The sequence below is a fragment of the Sphingomonas sp. BK069 genome (genome assembly GCF_014193405.1).
In the GTDB taxonomy this organism is placed as follows: Bacteria; Pseudomonadota; Alphaproteobacteria; order Sphingomonadales; family Sphingomonadaceae; genus Sphingomonas.
On record NZ_JACHZH010000011.1, the window covers coordinates 30471 to 48261 of the forward strand.

Consider the following 17791-nt stretch of genomic DNA (forward strand, 5'->3'; position numbering starts at 1 on the left):
GACATCTTTATATCTTGATGCGCGACCTGCTGCCCGCGTGGCAGCGGCAGGTGCGGCAACGGCAGCGATACCGTTCTCAGTTGGCGAGCGCCCGGCCTTGACGCGACGGACCGTTCTCTGCGACCGGGGTGAGGTCAAGGTTCCTTCGCCGCATGGCCGAAGGCTAAGACGGGAAATCGGTTCAATGCCGATGCTGCCCCCGCAACTGTAAGCGGCGAGTTGAGGTCCCCTCGTGTGCCACTGGTGTTTCGACGCTGGGAAGGCCGGGATTGCAATGACGACCCGCGAGCCAGGAGACCTGCCTTCGACGCCATAACGACCACCGGCGGGGTGCCCGGTCTGGCCGCTGCGTCGCTGCGGGAGGAGTTCAGTCGCTCCTGTTGGCCGCTGGCGTCTGGAGGCCCTCGCGACAGATTGAGGACCATGATGTCACAGGAACAAAGCAGCGCCCCCATCCAGCTGATCGACATGGTTTTTCCCGGCGATGCCAATCACCACGGCACGCTGTTTGGCGGGGTGGCCTTGGCGCACATGGACAAGGTCGCCTTTTTGGCGGCCTCGCGCCATGGACGCGCAGCCTTTGTCACTGCCTCTTCGGAAAAGATCGATTTCGCGGCACCTGCGCGGATCGGCGACATGGTGGAGGTCACGGGCCGGGTCATGCGGGTGGGGCGAAGGTCGCTGGACGTCGAGGTCGAACTGATCGCAGAGGCGCCGGTATCAGGTGAACGACGGCTGTGTACGCGCGGCCGTTTCACGCTCGTTGCCGTCGAAGCCGACAATCTCTTGCCCCCGATGGTGGAGACGGTCCTGCGGGACGCAGCGCCGCCCTTGCGAATGGTCGACATGATCTTCCCGAACCAGACTAACCATTACGGTACGCTCTATGGTGGCGATGCACTTCGTATGATGGGCAAGGCGGCTTTCATCGCCTCTACCCGACATGCCCGGTCAGTCATGGTCATGGCGGCCTCGGACCGGATCGACTTCCGCTCGCCTATCAAAGAGGGTGAAATGGTGGAGCTGACCGCCGAGGTGCGTATGACCGGGCGCAGTTCGGTGCGCATCGCCGTGGATCTTTCTGCCGAAGATCTGATAACCGGCGGGAGGCGGCATGCCGCCACTGCACTGTTCACAATGGTCTCAGTCGACGAAAGTGGTCGTTCCAAGCCGATTGCCGACGCAAAGTGGTATGGTTGATGCAGTTCTGCTCGCGTTCCTTCGGTGCCCACGAGGATGGTCTCAACGCAGCGGTCGAGCAAAACGGCCGCCTGCGGAACCTGCTTACCCGGCCCCTCGATTGCGCTTTCCTCTAGGTCCCAAGCTTTGCCGAGGATCGGAAGGCACAGCGCGTAACGAACAACCGATCTCGAGAAGCCGAGCTGTTCGACCGATCGTCTTGAATCCTGCCTTTGCCGCCATCCGCACGCGTGACCGAGCCCGCTGCTGTCGCAGCGGGTCCATGGGCGCAAGAGCCGAGAGGTCAGCGCATCAGCGGGGGCAGCGCTGCGCTGCTTGGGAGGCTACACGCTGCCCCCGCTGCCACGAGGCGGTGTCATTTCTATCTAGCGGAGAATGTGTCTTTTCTAACTGGCGGCAACACTGCGTGTAAGCGGGTGTAGACGCAACGTACAAATGGCACACTCCCGCTATTTAGAAAAGGCACAGCCGTTCTGCAGCGGGCCTCCGGTGCCATAACCATCCTCGAACATCGAGGATGTGTGAGCGATGACGGTGCTGACGATGAGTGCTGCCGAAGTGAGCCGGTTCGATACGCTGATGCGGCTCGACCGCGGTGAGATCCGGCCGGTCGATGCCATGGCGCTGCTGGGGCTGCAGCGCAGCCAGCTGTACCGCCTGCTCAAGCGCCTTCGACGAGATGGCGCGGCCGGCCTCGTGTCCCGCAAGCGCGGGCGGCCGAGCAACAGGCGGTTCAGCGAGGCTTTTCGCGACCAGGTCGTCGGCATCGTGCGCGAGCGCTACGCCGACTTCGGTCCGACGCTGGCGTGCGAGTACCTGGCTGAGCAGCATGGGATCACGCTTTCGCGCGAGACGCTGCGGCAGATGCTGATGGCAGCCGGCGTGTGGAAGGCCAAGGTCGCGAAACGCGCCCGCCTCCACCAGTCGCGCTACCGGCGCGAGTGTCGCGGCGAGCTGGTGCAGGTCGACGGGTCGGAGCATGACTGGTTCGAAGGCCGCGGTCCGCGCTGCACGCTGCTGGTCTACATCGACGACGCCACCAGCGAGCTGATGCACTTGGAGATGGCTGAAAGCGAGAGCGCCTTCTCCTACATGCGCGCGACCCGCAGCTACCTCGAGCGCCACGGCAAGCCGGTGGCCTTCTATTCGGACAAGCACAGCGTCTTTCGGAACAACAATGCGACCGCCGACAGCGACGGCATGACGCATCTCGGCCGGGCGCTGGACAAGCTCGGGGTCGAGATCATCTGCGCCAACTCGCCGCAGGCCAAGGGCCGCGTCGAGCGCGCCAATGGCACGTTGCAGGACCGGCTGGTCAAGGCGATGAGGCTGGCCGGCATCTCGTCCATCGACGAAGCTAACACCTTCCTCCCCTCCTATGTCGCCCGGCACAATGCCCACTTCGCCTGCGCGCCAGCGGATCCGCGCGACGTGCACCGCCCGCTCGCCGCGCATGAGAACGTCGAGGCCGAGATGGTGTGGCGTGAGGAGCGGACCGTCACCGCTTCACTGGCGCTGCACTATAACAAGGCGATGTTCAATCTCGAGCCGACGCCCCTCACCCGCTCGCTGGCACGCAAGCGCGTTCACGTGTGCGAGTACCCAGACGGCCGCATCGAGATCCGCCACGGCGAGCGCGTGCTACCCTACCGTGTGTTCGACAAGATGCGCCGGGTGAACCAGGCCGCTATTGTCGATAACAAGCACCTGGGCGCCGCCCTTGCCATGGCTCAGGCTATCCAGGCAGCCGCGCCGCATCATCCCAAGCGCAACAACAATGAGCCGGCGCGCAGCTCCCGGTCCGTCGGGGTGTTCGCACCCCCTGCCTCCTCCCCGGGCAAGAGCGACCGGCGCCGGCTGTGCACGCCGAAGCTGAAGCGCGGCCCTCGCCTCTCCAACGAGGAACTGGTGGCACGCGGCCTTGGGGAGTATGTCCGGTAGCGCCCACTTGCGGTGACCCAAGCATGGATGTCAGCTTAGGATAATGAGGGAACCAGCATCACCGCGCCTTTGGGGTGCGCTCAGTGGCGTGGTAGGATTGCTCGTGTTTGCAGCCTTCGTTGCAGCAGGATCGCCGCAGCGAGGAGTTGTGGGAGCGTTTTCGGCTTTCGCCTTGATAATGGCCGTGCATATTCGGTGGGATAGGCGGACCTCCCCTAATTTCTGGATGATGGTAGGGCTTATGGCAACGGCTCATGCGATCGTGCTTATTCTCGTCGAAGGGCCTTACCAGCGGGTGCCGGGTATGGCGTTCCTCCCCTTCGCCTTCTTGGACATCTTTGTGATGGTTTGGCTTCTGGGACGGTTGAAGCGCGTCGGCTGATGTCCGCTTTCCTGCCAATTCCCGCCATCCAGCGTGCTGGACAGTCATCCCAAGCTCCAGACGTTCGTTCAGCTAGCGAGCTCGTGTTCGGGTCGACTTCTCCACCCGCCGAAGCGGGCGTAGAGGGTCGGCAGGACGAAAAGGGTCAGTAGCGTCGCCGAGATGAGCCCACCGATGACGACCGTTGCCAACGGCTTTTGCACCTCGGCGCCTGCACCGTGGCCGAGCGCCATCGGCACGAAGCCGAGGCTGGCGACAAGCGCCGTCATCGCCACGGGCCGAAGGCGTGCAAGCGCGCCGTTGTGGGCGGCCTGCCCCCTGTCCATGCCGCGGGCCATAAGGTCGTGGATCGACGACACCATCACGAGCCCGTTGAGGACCGCGATGCCTGACAGCGCGATGAAGCCGACCGCGGCCGACACCGAGAACGGCATGCCGCGCAGCGTCAGCGCCAGCACGCCCCCGACGAGCGCCAGCGGCACGCCGGTAAAGACGATCACGGCGTCCCGCACCGAGCCGAGCGCCCCGTAGAGCAGCAGCATTATGACCGCGAAGCAGACGGGCACGACGAGCAGCAGCCGGTCGCGGGCGGAGGTCAGGTTCTCGAACCGGCCGCCCCATTCGACGTAGGTGCCGGGCGGCATCCTCACCTGCGCCTCGATCGCTGCCTGCGCGTCGGCCACCACGCCGGCGACGTCGCGGTCGCGCACGTTCGCCTGCACGACGACCCGCCGCTTGCCGTTCTCGCGGCTGATCTGGTTCGGCCCGTCGACGACCGCGATGTCGGCCACGGTCGACAGCGGCACGAAGCCGCCGGCGGAAGTCGGCACCGGCACCTGCGCCACCTCGGTGAGATCCGACCGCGACGCGTCCGACAGTCGGATGACCACCGGAAAGCGGCGGTCCCCCTCGAAGATCACGCCCGCCTCGCGGCCGCCGATCGCGGCTGCGACGGTGTCCTGGACGTCGCCGGCGGTGACGCCGATCCGCGACATCGCCATGCGGTTCGGGCGGATGTCGAGCATCGGCAGCCCCTCGATCTGCTCGACCCGCACGTCGACGGCGCCCCTCGTCCTGCGCAGGATGTCGGCGATGCGGCCGGCCGCGTCGTTCATGCCGCCGAAGTCGTCGCCGAAGATCTTCACCGCGATGTCGCCGCGGACGCCGGCGATCAGCTCGTTGAAGCGCATCTGGATCGGCTGGGTTATCTCGTAGGCGTTGCCCGGCAGCGTCGAGAGCCTCTTCTCCATCCGCTCCACCAGCTCCTCCTTGGGCAGGCCCGGGTCGGGCCATTCGCTACGCGGCTTCAGGATGACGAAGGTGTCGGTGGCGTTCGGCGGCATCGGATCGGAGGCGATCTCCGACGTGCCGGTGCGGGAGAAGGCGAAGCGCACCTCCGGTTGGCGGCCGAGCATCTTCTCGACCTGGAACTGCATCGCCTGACTCTGATCGACCGAGGTGCCGGGGATGCGCACCGCCTGGACGAGGATGTTGCCTTCGTCGAGCTGGGGCAGGAATTCCTGCCCGAGTGTGGTGAACGCGACGCCTGCGAGGGCGAGCGCGCCCGCCGCCACGCCCAGCGTGACGCTCGGCCGCCCCATCGCCTTGCCGAGACCTGGCTCGTAGCGGCGACGCAGCCAGCCGACGATGCGGCCCTCCTTCTCGTCGACCGGCCGGCTGAGCAGACAGGCGGTGGCAGCCGGCACGAAGGTCATCGACAGGATGAAGGCGAAGACGAGCGCGATGATGACGGTCAGCGCCATCGGCTCGAACATCTTGCCCTCGACGCCGGTGAAGGTGAGCAGCGGCGCGTAGACGAGGATGATGATCGCTTGGCCGTAGACGGAGGGGCGGACCATCTCGCGCGCCGACGCCGCGACGAGGTCGAGGCGCTCCCGGAGCGGCAGCGGCTCGCTACGGCCGTGCTGGGCGTCGCCGAGCCGGCGCAGCGCGTTCTCGACGATGATGACGGCGCCGTCGACGATCAGGCCGAAGTCGAGCGCGCCGAGGCTCATCAGGTTCGCCGACACCCCGGCCCGCAGCATGCCGACGCTGGTCAGCAGCATGGTGATCGGGATTACCAGTGCAGCGATCAGCGCAGCGCGGAAGTTGCCGAGTAGGGCGAACAGCACGACGATGACGAGCAGCGCGCCTTCGGCGAGGTTGCGGGCGACCGTGGCGATGGTCGAGTTTACCAGCTCCGTGCGGTTGAGCACCGGCTTGACGACGACGTCGACGGGCAGCGCGCGGCCGATCTCCTTCAGCCGTTCGCCGACCCCGGAAGACACGGTGCGGCTGTTCTCGCCGATCCGCATGACGGCGGTCCCGACCACGACCTCGTGGCCGTTCTCGGACGCCGACCCCATGCGCAGCGCCTGCCCGGTGCGGACGGTGGCGATCTGGCTGAGCAGGATCGGCACGCTCTCGCGCGTGGCAACGACCGTGCGCGCGAGTTCGTCGGCGTTGCGCACGCGCCCGTCCGCCCGGACGGCAAGCCCTTCGCCGTTGCGGTTGACGACGCCGGCACCTGCACTCGTGTTGTTGCGCTCCAGCGCAGTGGCGAGGTCCTGCAGCGTGATCCTCATCGCCGCCATGCGCTGGATGTCGGGGACGACCAGATACTGCTTGGTGTAGCCGCCGAGGCTATCGACGCCGGCGAGGCCCGCGCTGCTCTTCAGCTGCGGCGTGACGATCCAGTCCTGCACGGTGCGCAGGTAGGTCGCCTTGTCGGCGGCCGTGACGAGGTGGTCGCCCTCGGGCGTGATGTAGCTCCCGTCCTTCTGGAGGCCGGGCTCGCCGTTCCGATGATTGACCTGGTCGAGCTCGCGGTATTCGACGGTCCACATGAAGATGTCGCCGAGCCCGGTGGCGATCGGTCCCATCTCAGGGTTCACGCCGTCGGGCAGGCTCTCCTCGGCCGGGCGCAGCCGCTCGGTGACCTGCTGACGCGCGAAGTAGATGTCCGTCCGCTCGTCGAAGACGGCGGTGACCTGGGCGAACCCGTTGCGGCTGAGCGAGCGGGTGTATTCGAGGCCGGGGATGCCGGCGAGCGCGGTCTCGACAGTGAAGGCGACCTGCTTCTCGATCTGGTCCGGCGAGAGGGCGGGCGCGACGACGTTGATCTGCACCTGGTTGTTGGTGATGTCGGGAACGGCGTCGATGGGCAGCCGCTGGATGGCGAACGTCCCGGCGAGCGCCGCGGCGAGCGTCAGCAGCAGGACGAGCCAGCGCTTCTCGACGGCGAAGGTGACGATGCGGGCGAGCATGGCCTAGTCCTCGTCGTTGGCCGCGCCCTTGCCGAGTTCGGCCTTGAGCGTGAAGCTGTTGGTGGAGGCGATCCGCTCCTCTCCGGTCAGGCCGGCGGTGACGGTGACCGAACCGCCGTTGGTGCGGCCGAGCGTCACCGGCGTCGCCTTGAAGCCCGATGGCGTCCGGACGAAGACATGCGGCCTGTCGCCGATCATCTGCACGGCGGCCGACGGCACCGCGACGCTGCGATCGCCGGTGGCCGGCAGCAGCACGGAGACGCCGACGTTCTCGCCGACGCGCCACGTGCCGCCCGAATTGTCGATGGTGGCGATGACCGGGACGAGGCGGGTGGTCTCGTCGAGGATCGGCGAGACGAAGGTCACGCGGCCCTCCTGACGTCGTCCCGCGGAGGTGACCTCGACCGGTGCGCCAGGCGCGACGCGGCCCGCATCCGCCGGCACCAGCGACATCGTCACCGACACTCTGGCGAGGTTCGCGATCCGGAAGATCTCGGCGTCGGCGGCGATCTGCTGGCCCAGGGTGGCCGAGCGGGCGATCACCTGGCCGGAGATCGGCGAGCGGACCGCAATGCGGTTGAGCGCACCGGCCCCGCCGCCGGTGGCCGAGAGCTGCTGACGGGCGAGACGCAGCGCGATGCTCGCCTCGGTCGCGGCCGTGCGGGCGGCGACGAGATCCTGCTCTGGCGACACCCGCTCGGCGAACAGGCGCTGTTCGCGACGCAGGTTCGACTGCGCGAGCGCCGAGCGCGCGCGCGCCGCTTCCACCTCGGCGTTGAGGCTTGCGGCTTCCCGGCTCTCGATGACGGCAAGCGTTTCGCCGCGGCGGACCGACTGGCCGAGATTGCGGGTGAGCGAGACGAGCCGGCCGCCGATGGCCGCCGACACCACCTGCACGCCCTGCGGATCCCCTTCGATCGTGGCGGGCAGCTCGATCGCGCCGGCGACGCCGCCGACGGTCGGGCGCGTCACCTCGATGCCGGCGTCGGCGATCTGCTGCGGGGTGAGCGTGGCGGTCATGGGATCGGCTGCGGGACGCTCCTTCACTTCGCCGGCCTCGGCGGTCTTCTCGACAGGTTCGGCGGATCGGTCGCAGCCGGATGCGGCGAGGACCAGCGCGGCCGGCATGGCGGCCTTCATGATGCGGTTCATCGTTGATCGTCCTTGGGAAGCGACGCCGCGGCGGTCAGGCGTTCCAGGCGGGCCTGCGCGTCGTGCTGGGCGGCCAGCGCGTCGATCGCGGCCGTGCGTGTCTCGAGCAGCGTCCGTTCTGCGTCGAGCAGGTCGAGCTGCCCGAACTTACCTTCCCGGTAGCCGATGCGGGCGATCCGGGCGGCCTCCATGGCGGCGGCGAGCGCGGGTCCGGCGGCGTTGCGCGCGGTAGTGGCGGCGTTCTCGGCCTCGACCTGCGCCATGGCCACGTCCTGCTCCACGTCGAGCAGAGCGATCCGTCGCTGTGCGTCGGACTGCTCGCGCTGCGCCTCGGCGACGGCGATGCTGGCTCGACCGTTGTTGAAGACGTTCAGCGGTATCGAGATGCTGAACACCGCGGCGACGTCGTTGGTCTGCTCCAGCCGGCGGGCGCTGGCGCTGACGGTCAGGTCAGGCACGCGCTGGCTGCGGGCCAGGCGCACCTGCGCGGTGGCCGTGTCGAGGTCGGCGCGCGCCGTGGCGACCGCGAGGCTTCCCGACGCTGAACGACGCGACGCGCCGGGCGGGGGCAAGGCGTCGAACCAGTCGTGATCGAGCTGCCCCACCGGCATGCCGACCAGACGGGCGAGGTTGCCGGAAGCGGCCTCCGCCGAGCGCCGTGCTCGTTCGAGCGCACCTTCCGCGGCGATCCGCGCGAAGTCGGCGCGCTGCTCCTCCAGCGGAGACGCGCGCCCGGCCTGCACGCGCACGCGGGCGGCCCGGAGCACTTCGCCCGCGACGCCCACCTGACCTTCCGCGATCGCCACCCTGCGCTGGGCGGCGGCTGCGGCGTTGTAGGTCTGCGTGACCCTCAGCCGCAGGTCGGCGCGCGCGATCTCGGCCTGGAGGGCGGCACGCCCGATCTGCGCCTCGGCGACCGCGATGCGGGCGCCGCGCTTGCCGCCGAGTTCCAGCGGCAGGGCGAGGCCGACCGTCGTCTCCGACGAGCGCAGCCCCTGGTAGATGCCGGTGCCGGCGACGTTCTCGGCCTCGCCGATGATGGACGGGTTGGGCCGGAGGCCGGCCACGCGATGCTGCGCTTCGGCTCCACGGATCCCCGCCGCGGCCGCATCCTGGAAGGGCGACGAGGCGCCCGCACGGTCGAGTGCCTCCGCAAGCGTGAGCGCCGGCGCCGCTGACGCCGGCGGGCTGGTCTGGGCCTGCAGCGACGATGCGCAGACGCCTGCGGCCAGGACGGCCGCGATGATGCGGTACATGTGACGCTCCTGACGGTGGTGTTCCGGGCGCGCTCGCGCGCCCTTGGACACTCGTCAGGCTTGTGGGGGTCGGAGATCCGCTTCGGTGTCCCGCCCGCTCAGTACGCGGGCGGGTACCGGCAGCGGCATCGCCGCCGCGACGGTGATCGGGCACGCTGCGGCACGGACGGCGGGCGTGCTCGCGTGATGCTCATGGCAGCTCGCATGATGGTGGGGATAGCCCTTGTCGGCGTCGGCGGGCACTTCGTCACCATCGCCCGGCGCGTGGGCAGCCATCTCGGCCCTGCTCGTCTCGACGCCGCCGGCTTCTGCGGCATGCGCCATGCCGGCCCAAGTCGTCAGGACCAGCATCAGGCACGCCAGGAAGGGCACGAGCTTGCGCATACAGCTCCTTAGCACTGAGCAGGCGCAACGTAACCCTACTTGCTCAATCTCCAGGATACCGGTCAGAGACCCAGAGCCGGACGCTCGTGTTGGTGATCCAGGAGCCTGAGAGCAGCCAGGCGGTAAGCCATGAGGCTTAACCCAGCCCTGAGCAGGGGCTTTGCTTGTAGCAGGCAAGCCGCGTGGCGTATGCCGCTGCGACTGGTGGGGATAGAAGCATGGCGAACGGCAGTAGCAGCCGCGGAAGCTCGGTTGTCGGGGAGCGCTGGCCGCTCTTCTGGGCAGGTTGCGCGGCGATCAGTGCTGGAGTCGCCCTTCACTTACCTATGCTGGCCATGGCGCATACGATGGGCAATCACCTGTCGGGAATGCCCATGGACGGTTGGATGTACCTTGGCATGGCGCTGATCGGCATCGGCGTGCCAGCTGCGATCTTTGGTGCGCTTCCGAAGAATTGGCCTGACCACCAAGCAGGCGCTGGCGGTGCCTTCGAAGCACCCGACGACACCCCTATGACGCGCTCGCACGCCACCGTGCTGCTGGTGCTTACCCTCGGTCTGATCATCGACACGATGAAGCCAGCAACGCTCGGCTTCGTGCTCCCTGGCATGCGTGGCGAGTATGGCCTTGCGAAATCGACCGTGGCGCTGCTGCCGTTCGTTGCTTTAACCGGAACCACAGTTGGCTCGTTCCTCTGGGGATGGCTTGCGGACATCTACGGTCGGCGAGTCTCGATCCTGCTGTCGACGATCCTGTTCGTCTCGACCTCCATCTGTGGAGCCATGCCTTCGTACAGCTGGAACCTGATCATGTGCTTCCTGATGGGGTGCTCGGCAGGAGGCATGCTGCCCGTCGTTTACACGCTGCTCGCTGAGATCATGCCGCCGCGGCACCGGAGCTGGGTTCTCGTGCTTGTTGGCGGCACGGGGCTGGTCGGAGGCTACCTCGCGGCCAGCGGTGCCGCGCATCTGTTCGAGCCTCTCTTCGGCTGGCGCAGCTTGTGGCTGCAGGGCTTCCCGACAGGCCTGCTACTGCTCGCAATGGCACGATGGATCCCCGAGTCACCGCGCTTTCTGATGGAACGAGGCATGAACGCAGAGCTGGCCGAGATGGCCCGCAAGTTCGGCATCGTCAGGCGTCCGGTTCAATCTCCCCCAGCAGATACCGGTTGTGCAGCGGCTCACCACCGTGAATTGACCATCGCCTTGGTTATCACCGCGCTGTCCTGGAGCTTCGTCAACTTCGGGCTCCTGCTGTGCTACCGTCCGATCTCCAGGATCGCGGTTTCAGTGCCGAGATCGCGAGCGGTATAATCGCTAGCTCTGCGCTCGTTGCTCTGCCCACGATCATGATCGCAGCTTTCCTCTACAGCCGGTGGAGCAGCAAGCGCACTCTGATCGGCACTGTGCTCCTCACTCTAGCCGGGCTTGCTGGAGCTCTACTGCCGGCCCCTACGCTGGTTTGGCCACCGCTGCTCATAGCTGTGATCGCGTTGCTGGTGGTTGGGACAAACGGATTGATCGCCGTGCTCTTGCCTTATGCAGCAGAAAACTATGCCTTGCGCGTCCGTGGACGCGCCACCGGACTTATTGCGGGCAGCAGTAAGTTCGGCGGGGTTGCCGTTCAGCTTGGGGCCTTTGCTGGGCTAATCCCTACTATGGGAGGCGCCGCAGTCGCGCTGATCATACCGATGACGCTCTCAGCGGTACTGATCGGACGCGCAGGCAGAGAGACGCGGGGCCGCAGCTTACGCGAACTAGAAGTGGCGGCTTAGCTGCCGGCCCGACAAAGGCCTCGCGGAGCGTCGCATATCGACGCTTTCCTCTTTGAAAGCGGACCGTCTGCAATCCTGCCAACCTCGGCCATTCACCCGCAGCACCGGCCGAACGCACCTCAAGCGTCTGAGATTGGCAGGAAAGCAGACGTTGACTAAGCCATGCACAAGGCTCTTCACTAGGGAGCAGAATGGGTATCGATGAAGCTCAGCAGGACTTCCGCCGCGCCTACGTCGGTGGGGGGCCAGGTGTTCTGGTTTCGGGGCTGGTGTGGCTGGCAGCAGCGATCACAGCGCAGAGCCAAGGGGTGGGCCGCGGTTTTGCGGTGCTCTTCATCGGCAGGATGATCATTCATCCGGTCAGCACGTCCCTGTGCCGCACCATGTTCGGTCGCTCGAGGGAAGTCACCGGGAACCCGCTGGCAGGCGCGGCGCTGGAAAGCACGATTGCCATGATCGGCGGTCTGGTGACCCCCTGGCTATTAATTCCACTGCGCCCCGACTTCGTCTTTCCGGTTGCGGCAATCGCCGCCGGCACACGCTACGCCCTATTCAAGACAATCTACGGCGACCGTCTGTTCTGGCTGTTGGCATGCCTGATGAGCGGAGTTGGCCTGCTGGTGATCTTCGGGGGAGCCCCAATGAGTCTGTCTACTGCATTCGCGATAGGGGGGATCGAAGTCATATTCGCGGGTCTGTTGCTGACGCGCAACCTTCGGTCGCCACCGCTCACCGATTAAGCTGCGAGCCCGTGACGGCGCTAATAGGTAGCTGTTGAACCTCGGCCACGTGCTCGAACGTCCGCACCTGGGCGATCTCTGTGGAACGAAGCGCCGCGCTGGTCAGCGCTTTCCAGTCACCTCGACCAATCCGCCCTTGGCAGGAACAAAGTACCGCCAGGTATAGCCCGATTTATATTCGAGGCCGGTCCGATCCAAAAGGACGGTGGCTCGGTCGGTAACAGGGCAATTGTTGCAGCTCGTGAGATATTTTCCCGGCGCAACGATGGCTAGGCGGATCAACGTAGACTCGCTCGTGTCGGCAACCTTCGCGCTCGTCCAGCTTCCGTCCGCCTGTTGCTCCGTAACGAGGAGGGCATGCTTGTTCCCGCCGCCCGCAGACTGGCCGATTGAGTACAGTTCCAGACGGCCGTCGTCGTCAAAGTCCCAGAGCTGCGCTGGAGGCGAGATCGGTCGGTTCGGCACCCAACCGTCCGGTAACGGCGCGCCCGCGAACGCCTGTGCGATCCTCGTCAGGCGCTTAGGATCTGCAGACGGCTTGCGGCTGTTCTGGAGCCAATATCTCGCATCCGCGGGTGTCAGAGGCGTCTGCGCGACGGCCGCCCCCATGCTAAAGGCTAGGATCAGCAACCCGCCGGTCAATGGCTTTCGAAGCGCAGAGATCATTGGCAACGAATGAGTGCCACTACGGCTACCTGTCAATGCTCCCTCGCCGTGCAACGGCGTAGCCCTGTGGAGTTGACCGCGGAGACCTGCGTCTGTCCCTCGCGGACAGCCACGCAAATTCCGACAACGGCCGACATGGGCGTAAGCGGCCATCCACTGGCGTGACCGAGCCCGCTGCTGGCGCATCGGGTCCGAGGGTGCAGAAGCCGAGAGGTCATCGTAACAGCGGGGGCAGCGCTGCGCTGCTTGGGTAGCTCCACGCTGCCCCCGCTGCCACGAAGCGGTGTCATTTCTATTTAGCGGAGAATGTGTCTTTTCTAAATGGCGCCAACACTGCGATCGGTTACTCTGTGCGAGGCACAACCTTAACTAGCCGCTGATCGACAAGCTCCAGCCAGCGATCCCGAACCTTGTTGTAGAGCGCCTCCGGCAGCTGTCCATAGACGATCGTCTCCGGCTTGGAGCCGGGCACGACCCGCGTGTCCTGGTTCGGCCAAGGCGTGCGGTTCAGCTCCGACAGGATGATCCATGAGCGCTCGTCGTCGAGCTTGAGACGACGCTTCACGGCCTGCGGGATCTCGATCGCGAGCGCGCGTTCGGTCGGCGGGCTGTGCGTGATGGGAAGGACGAAGACCTCGGTACGGCCGTCGCGCATCTGTTGCGACAGCAGCAGCGCGCACGGCCGCTCCTTGCGGCCGTCCTCGGCGCCGCGGTCGGCCTCGCGCTTCCAGAGGTATTCGTAGCGGATGACCTGGCCAGGACGCGGCGTCGGTACGTCCACCCTCAATCCAGCTCGTGGTTGAAGGCCTTGGACTCCTCAGGCGCCTTCGAGGCAGCGACAGCGTCGCGCATCTCCTGCGTGACCTCGTCGAGAGACATTGCTACGCGGTCGCGGCTCTTCAGGCGGGTATATTCCTGCATCGACATGAGGACCAAAGCCTCGTCGCCGCGGTTCGTGATGGTGAGCGGCTCGACCAGCGCCCGGCGGCTGAAGCGGCCAAACGCCTTCGAGACCTCACCGGCTGTCGCTGACTGCACCATGGGCCGATCTCCTCATCCGTATAATACGGATCTCACCCTCTCCTTTCAACCGCCCGTCGCTCCCGCTCCCTGCGCAGCCGGTCGACGACCGCAACGTCGGCGTGCGACTGGATCAGCCGCTTGAGAGCATCGTCGGGCAGGCATCGCGGGTCCATGCGCGCGCCCTTCGGCTTGGGCGCCTGGCGTCCGAGCGCCAGCAGCTGGCGTCGGTTGCGGACCTCAACCAGCAGGGTGCCGCGCTCTGCGCGCGTGAAGGCACGATCGAGGCCATAGAGCCACCCTGCCCGCGCTTCCATGAGCATCGCCTCGCAGCGGGCTAGGTCGTCATCGTGGCGGCATTCGCGGATGCGCTCCACGGTCAGCGCACGCGCTGTCTCGCGCGTGCGCTGATAATGCTCGCTGCTCGGCGTCTCGAGGGCAAACAGTCGGTGCATGAGCCGGACCCAGGCGCCCATGCTCTCCCACGCGAAAGGCTTTGCGGCCTTGCGCGCCGCGGGCCGATAGCTCTTCATTGGCGGAAGTGTGCGTGGTGGCTGCCTCTCCCCATAGAAGAGATCGGGTTCGCGCCAGCTCACTCGACCGGCTCCACATCGCGCAGCTCGGCAAGCGCGATCTTGGCGGTGCGCTCCGCACCAACCGCATCGAAGAAGACGTAGCAGTGATCGTCGAACGGAGCGCTGCACAGACGCCACACGACGCCTTCGCGCCCGAGGTAACGCTGGATGCCAAAAGCAGGATCGACCGAGCCCGGGGCGTCCACCAGCCGTACTCGCCGACGCACGCCGAGCCAGTTACCGGCCTTGCGCACGATCGCGTCCCGTTCGGCGCGTGTCAGTGTCGACGGCCGGTCCGACCTTGGCGGACCGAAGGTAGCGAAGGGGTCGCCCTTGATGCGCTCAAGCTTCTGCTCGATCGTCTCGACAGGCGCTCGCGCCCACTCGAACGCAGCGGCGTTGCGACGATAGTGCGTCATCGTCGTGGAGGAGAAGAGATCCTGCTGGTAGCCGACGACGCGGCGTCGACGTTGCGCCTCGGCGTAGTCGGCGCGCCAGCGATCATCATCCGTCATCGGCCCAGGCGGCTCGTTGGCCAGTCGCGCAAGTACGAGCAGCTCCTCGAACTCGTCACGCGACACCGTTGCGATGCGCGGATCATACCTCATCGCGGCACCCCGTCGCCGGTCAGGTTTACCGCGATGGCATTCAGCAAGGCTTCTCGATCAGCCCGTACTCGGGCCTGTTGCGCTTCTTCGGCGTCGTTCTTGATCGCCTGCCGCGCTGCAGCCTTGGCTTTGCGTAAGCGGTTCCACGTCAGCCGATCGCCGGGCGTGTAGCTGTCGAACATCGCCTCATGCGAGCTGCGCAGATAGTCGAGCGTCCGGGCTCGCAGCGGCTCTGGCAGAGTCGCCAATTCAGTGCGCAGCTGCGAGGGTGCGATATCGCGTTCGCCGTAGAAGGCGCAGGACATCAATCCCGCCAGCGTTGCGAACATGATGAAGAGAACGGCACTCGCGATCCGTTGCCCATGATCGAGCCTTGCCATCATGCTTCTCCCCAATCGAGATCCTGCTGGTGGGTGATCGCCGCGACCGGCGCGTGATCGACTGCCACCGCCATGCGCAGCGGCGACACCCAGATGGCCTTCTCGGACAGCATGAAGGTTTCGCCGAGCCTGACCAGGAGCAGCGCCTCGCCGATCTCCTCAGCCATACCCTGCGCCGCGGCCGAAGGGACGGCATTGCCGATCCACTCACGCTTCTGCGCGTCGGAGCTTCCCTCGAGCTCGAACGGCTGCGCCATGGACCAGGCGTCTCGTTCGCCATCGAAGCGGAAGACCTGCTCGGGATCGAACAGCGACTGGAGTGCTGCGAGCTCGAGCGTCGTGAAGGGCCGATGCCACGTACCGTCCGCGGCGATGATGCGCGCGACGACGCGATCGTTTGGTGCTGGCAGCGCGGCCAGCGGCTCGGGCTCCGGCAGTCGAGGATCGGCGACCGACCACTTGCCGCGATCGTACTTGGCGTAACCGGGCACGGCGACGCTCGTGTCCTCCCAGCCGAGGACGCCGTAATGCGCCTGGCTGTTGTAGCCGTGCTGGTCTCGCCCGCCAGCACTGAGCCCGACGGGGCGAGGATCCGCGACCGACAGCGCACCGCCTGCAGGATGGACCGCACCCGTGACCACCTTGGCCGTGTCGCTGAAGTCAGTGACGGCGAGGATGTTGCGGTGGGTGCCGGCCGCGTAGCCCGCCCTCGGGTCGGTGACCGGCTCACCGGCCTTGTCGATCGGCACGATGCGGAAGACGTTGCCGAGCTGTCCCGCCGCGGCCGCTTGGCGCGGATCCGGGATCGCGTAGGGCCCGGTGCCGACCGACACATCGGCTTTGATGCACGGGGACGGCGCCGACCATGGCCGGACGCCGAGCTGGACACTCTTCGGGTGGGCCTCGAAGCGAGGATCGGCGACCGCGTGCGCGCCGGCGCTCGGCTTGGGGCTCCCGCTTACCGTGGCAGCGCTCTCGCTCCAGCGCTTCACGCCGAGCACGTTGCGATGCGTGGCAGCACCATAGTCCGGCCTTGGATCGGCGACACTGTGCGCGCCGTTGGTAGGGCCGTTTCGCCCGGTGACGGTGCCGGCATGCTGGTGCCAGTCGCGGACGCCGAGGACGTCGGCGTTCCAATCGGCCGAGACGCGAACGTCGGCGACTGAGAAGCGGCCCTGCGCCGGCGCGCGCGCGGAGGTGAGGGTCGGCGCCGTGTCCGACCAGTCGAGCACGCCAAGCGCGTTCTCGCGCAACGCCTGCTCAGGCACGATGCCGAAGTCGCGCAGTCGGCCGTCGACCACCGCCAGATCGTTCAGCGCCCGCCAGTCGCGCCCCGCGGGCACGAAGGCGAGCCGCACCCACGTCTTCCACTGCAGCGCCGGCACACGGTGCATCACGCCCGCGGCCGGGTCGCCCGGCATCGGCAGCTTGCCGATGACCTCGCCGACGCCGCGCAGCCGCTTCTTGGCGGGCTGGTAGATGAAGTTCGGCACCTTGGACGGATGGCGAAACAGCCGCAGGAAACGCTTGCGGCGCTGCGCGAGTCCGCCGATCGCGCCGCAGTCGTGGATGCTGTCCTCGACGTCGCTGACGACATAGCCATAGGCGCGGTACAGCGCGTCGATCTGGGCAAGGAAGCGTGCGCCCCGCGCGGTCGCGATGCGCGGCACGTTCTCGAAAGCGACGATCGCGACCGGGTCATCGCGGTACGCCTCGAGGCTCAGCATCATGCCGCGCGTCGTCAGGTCATTGAGCGCCTGGTACTTGGCCGTCTCGGCCGTGCGCGCCGACAGCAGGCCGGAGAAGCCTTTGCAGGGATAGCTCGCGAACAGGACGTCGAGGCGACCGAAGACGCGGCGGATGTCGAGCGGCGTGGCCTCGCGCCAGCTCGGGTCCGGCGCGCGTTGATGGAAGGCGCGGTATTGGGCCTCGGAGAAGAGGTCCATCACCGTGCCCTTCACGCCCGTGAACCGCTGGAAGTTGCGGATCGCCCCCTCATCGACGTCGATCCCGCCTGCGCACTCGAAGCGACCGCGCAGTGGGCCGACGCGCGGATTGGCCGCGTTCATGCCGGCAGCGCCGGCGCCGAGGCCGCACGCCATGTGGCCATGGCGGATCACCACCTCAGCGGTCGCGTGACTGAATGCGTTCATGGTGAGGCTCCCGGATCCCAATGATCCGACCTCCTCTCCCCCCTTCTCTTTCTCTCAGTCCTCAGGGATGATGGCCTCGGCTTCAGATGTTTGGGGCCTGGCTAGGAGGCTTGGATGCCTACCCAGGATTTGCGGGGACCGCCCCGTCCTACCGCTGCTCAGAGGGCTCTTCGCGAAGAGATCCTTCGCCGATGTGGATCGCCTCACCGGCGGGATCGGCTTGGCGACAGTGACAACACTGAACCTGTCGTTGATCCACGAACGCCAGGACCTGGCCCTCTTGAAGGTGGAGCC

The 17791-nt window shown here is 66.8% G+C and carries 17 protein-coding genes and 1 riboswitch; of the genes, 6 read left to right on the forward strand and 11 right to left on the reverse strand.

The genetic code is table 11. The features are described 5' to 3' along the window. The first annotated feature begins 120 nt into the window (after positions 1-120). Positions 121-321: riboswitch (cobalamin riboswitch) on the forward strand. Between the two features lie 105 nt (positions 322-426). From FHY02_RS20580 to FHY02_RS20590, 3 genes are all read left to right on the forward strand, one after another. Next, positions 427-1200 carry an acyl-CoA thioesterase gene (locus tag FHY02_RS20580; protein WP_221198764.1) on the forward strand — a complete coding sequence of 258 codons (774 nt, stop codon included), beginning with the start codon at positions 427-429 and terminating at the stop codon, positions 1198-1200. A 528-nt stretch (positions 1201-1728) separates the two neighbouring features. Next, positions 1729-3141, forward strand: a complete 1413-nt coding sequence (locus FHY02_RS20585) for an ISNCY family transposase (RefSeq protein WP_183925813.1) — start codon at positions 1729-1731, stop codon at positions 3139-3141. A gap of 241 nt (positions 3142-3382) precedes the next feature. Beyond that, complete coding sequence (locus FHY02_RS20590; RefSeq protein ID WP_183925815.1) at positions 3383-3523, forward strand: hypothetical protein; 141 nt, start codon at positions 3383-3385, stop codon at positions 3521-3523. Positions 3524-3591: 68 nt separating this feature from the next. Here the strand turns inward: FHY02_RS20590 and FHY02_RS20595 are convergent, their stop codons facing one another. Genes FHY02_RS20595 through FHY02_RS20610 form a run of 4 tightly spaced genes read right to left on the reverse strand, consistent with a single transcriptional unit; the run spans position 3592 to position 9581 of the window. After that, the gene (locus tag FHY02_RS20595) at positions 3592-6789 is read right to left on the reverse strand and encodes an efflux RND transporter permease subunit (RefSeq protein ID WP_183925817.1); all 3198 of its coding nucleotides are present in this window, start codon (positions 6787-6789) and stop codon (positions 3592-3594) included. A 3-nt stretch (positions 6790-6792) separates the two neighbouring features. Beyond that, complete coding sequence (locus tag FHY02_RS20600; RefSeq protein ID WP_183925819.1) at positions 6793-7941, reverse strand: efflux RND transporter periplasmic adaptor subunit; 1149 nt, start codon at positions 7939-7941, stop codon at positions 6793-6795. Next, positions 7938-9197: a TolC family protein gene (locus FHY02_RS20605; RefSeq protein ID WP_183925821.1), complete on the reverse strand. Its 1260-nt coding sequence runs from the start codon at positions 9195-9197 to the stop codon at positions 7938-7940. The genes FHY02_RS20600 and FHY02_RS20605 overlap by 4 nt, the downstream gene beginning before the upstream one ends. 54 nt (positions 9198-9251) lie before the next feature. Continuing rightward, positions 9252-9581, reverse strand: coding sequence for a hypothetical protein (locus tag FHY02_RS20610; RefSeq protein WP_183925823.1), 330 nt, complete (start codon positions 9579-9581; stop codon positions 9252-9254). 335 nt (positions 9582-9916) lie between these two features. Between FHY02_RS20610 and FHY02_RS20615 the strand changes: the two genes are divergently transcribed. From FHY02_RS20615 to FHY02_RS20620, 3 genes are all read left to right on the forward strand, one after another. Further along, positions 9917-10894, forward strand: a complete 978-nt coding sequence (locus FHY02_RS20615) for an MFS transporter (RefSeq protein ID WP_260173037.1) — start codon at positions 9917-9919, stop codon at positions 10892-10894. After that, complete coding sequence (locus FHY02_RS23480) at positions 10837-11355, forward strand: MFS transporter (protein ID WP_409322796.1); 519 nt, start codon at positions 10837-10839, stop codon at positions 11353-11355. The genes FHY02_RS20615 and FHY02_RS23480 overlap by 58 nt, the downstream gene beginning before the upstream one ends. A 191-nt stretch (positions 11356-11546) precedes the next feature. Continuing rightward, on the forward strand, positions 11547-12095 hold the full coding sequence (locus tag FHY02_RS20620; RefSeq protein ID WP_183925825.1) for a DUF7010 family protein: 549 nt from the start codon (positions 11547-11549) through the stop codon (positions 12093-12095). Positions 12096-12197: 102 nt separating this feature from the next. On the opposite strand, the gene FHY02_RS20625 is transcribed toward FHY02_RS20620, so the two are convergent. From FHY02_RS20625 to FHY02_RS20655, 7 genes are all read right to left on the reverse strand, one after another. After that, positions 12198-12737: a hypothetical protein gene (locus FHY02_RS20625; protein ID WP_183925827.1), complete on the reverse strand. Its 540-nt coding sequence runs from the start codon at positions 12735-12737 to the stop codon at positions 12198-12200. Between the two features lie 367 nt (positions 12738-13104). After that, positions 13105-13542 (reverse strand): hypothetical protein, encoded by a 438-nt coding sequence (locus FHY02_RS20630; protein ID WP_183925829.1) that lies wholly within the window; start codon positions 13540-13542, stop codon positions 13105-13107. Between the two features lie 2 nt (positions 13543-13544). Beyond that, positions 13545-13802, reverse strand: coding sequence for a type II toxin-antitoxin system Phd/YefM family antitoxin (locus FHY02_RS20635; protein WP_132911182.1), 258 nt, complete (start codon positions 13800-13802; stop codon positions 13545-13547). Positions 13803-13834: 32 nt separating this feature from the next. Further along, positions 13835-14314 (reverse strand): hypothetical protein, encoded by a 480-nt coding sequence (locus FHY02_RS20640; protein ID WP_183925831.1) that lies wholly within the window; start codon positions 14312-14314, stop codon positions 13835-13837. A 59-nt stretch (positions 14315-14373) separates the two neighbouring features. Continuing rightward, complete coding sequence (locus FHY02_RS20645) at positions 14374-14964, reverse strand: hypothetical protein (RefSeq protein ID WP_183925833.1); 591 nt, start codon at positions 14962-14964, stop codon at positions 14374-14376. Beyond that, entirely contained in the window at positions 14961-15344 is a 384-nt protein-coding gene (locus tag FHY02_RS20650; RefSeq protein ID WP_183925835.1) for a hypothetical protein, read from the reverse strand. The genes FHY02_RS20645 and FHY02_RS20650 overlap by 4 nt, the downstream gene beginning before the upstream one ends. After that, positions 15344-17497, reverse strand: a complete 2154-nt coding sequence (locus tag FHY02_RS20655; RefSeq protein ID WP_183925837.1) for a DNA cytosine methyltransferase — start codon at positions 17495-17497, stop codon at positions 15344-15346. The genes FHY02_RS20650 and FHY02_RS20655 overlap by 1 nt, the downstream gene beginning before the upstream one ends. Positions 17498-17791 lie beyond the last annotated feature (294 nt).

Bases quoted from the DNA above. Each gene is read 5' to 3' on its own strand.
- FHY02_RS20580 (WP_221198764.1), top strand. From the start codon at position 427: ATGTCACAGGAACAAAGCAGCGCCCCCATCCAGCTGATCGACATGGTT.
- FHY02_RS20585 (WP_183925813.1), top strand. From the start codon at position 1,729: ATGACGGTGCTGACGATGAGTGCTGCCGAAGTGAGCCGGTTCGATACG.
- FHY02_RS20635 (WP_132911182.1), bottom strand. From the start codon at position 13,802: ATGGTGCAGTCAGCGACAGCCGGTGAGGTCTCGAAGGCGTTTGGCCGC.
- FHY02_RS20615 (WP_260173037.1), top strand. From the start codon at position 9,917: ATGGCGCATACGATGGGCAATCACCTGTCGGGAATGCCCATGGACGGT.
- FHY02_RS20655 (WP_183925837.1), bottom strand. From the start codon at position 17,497: ATGAACGCATTCAGTCACGCGACCGCTGAGGTGGTGATCCGCCATGGC.
- FHY02_RS20650 (WP_183925835.1), bottom strand. From the start codon at position 15,344: ATGGCAAGGCTCGATCATGGGCAACGGATCGCGAGTGCCGTTCTCTTC.
- FHY02_RS20610 (WP_183925823.1), bottom strand. From the start codon at position 9,581: ATGCGCAAGCTCGTGCCCTTCCTGGCGTGCCTGATGCTGGTCCTGACG.
- FHY02_RS20645 (WP_183925833.1), bottom strand. From the start codon at position 14,964: ATGAGGTATGATCCGCGCATCGCAACGGTGTCGCGTGACGAGTTCGAG.
- FHY02_RS20605 (WP_183925821.1), bottom strand. From the start codon at position 9,197: ATGTACCGCATCATCGCGGCCGTCCTGGCCGCAGGCGTCTGCGCATCG.
- FHY02_RS20600 (WP_183925819.1), bottom strand. From the start codon at position 7,941: ATGAACCGCATCATGAAGGCCGCCATGCCGGCCGCGCTGGTCCTCGCC.
- FHY02_RS20595 (WP_183925817.1), bottom strand. From the start codon at position 6,789: ATGCTCGCCCGCATCGTCACCTTCGCCGTCGAGAAGCGCTGGCTCGTC.
- FHY02_RS20590 (WP_183925815.1), top strand. From the start codon at position 3,383: ATGGCAACGGCTCATGCGATCGTGCTTATTCTCGTCGAAGGGCCTTAC.
- FHY02_RS20620 (WP_183925825.1), top strand. From the start codon at position 11,547: ATGGGTATCGATGAAGCTCAGCAGGACTTCCGCCGCGCCTACGTCGGT.
- FHY02_RS20640 (WP_183925831.1), bottom strand. From the start codon at position 14,314: ATGAAGAGCTATCGGCCCGCGGCGCGCAAGGCCGCAAAGCCTTTCGCG.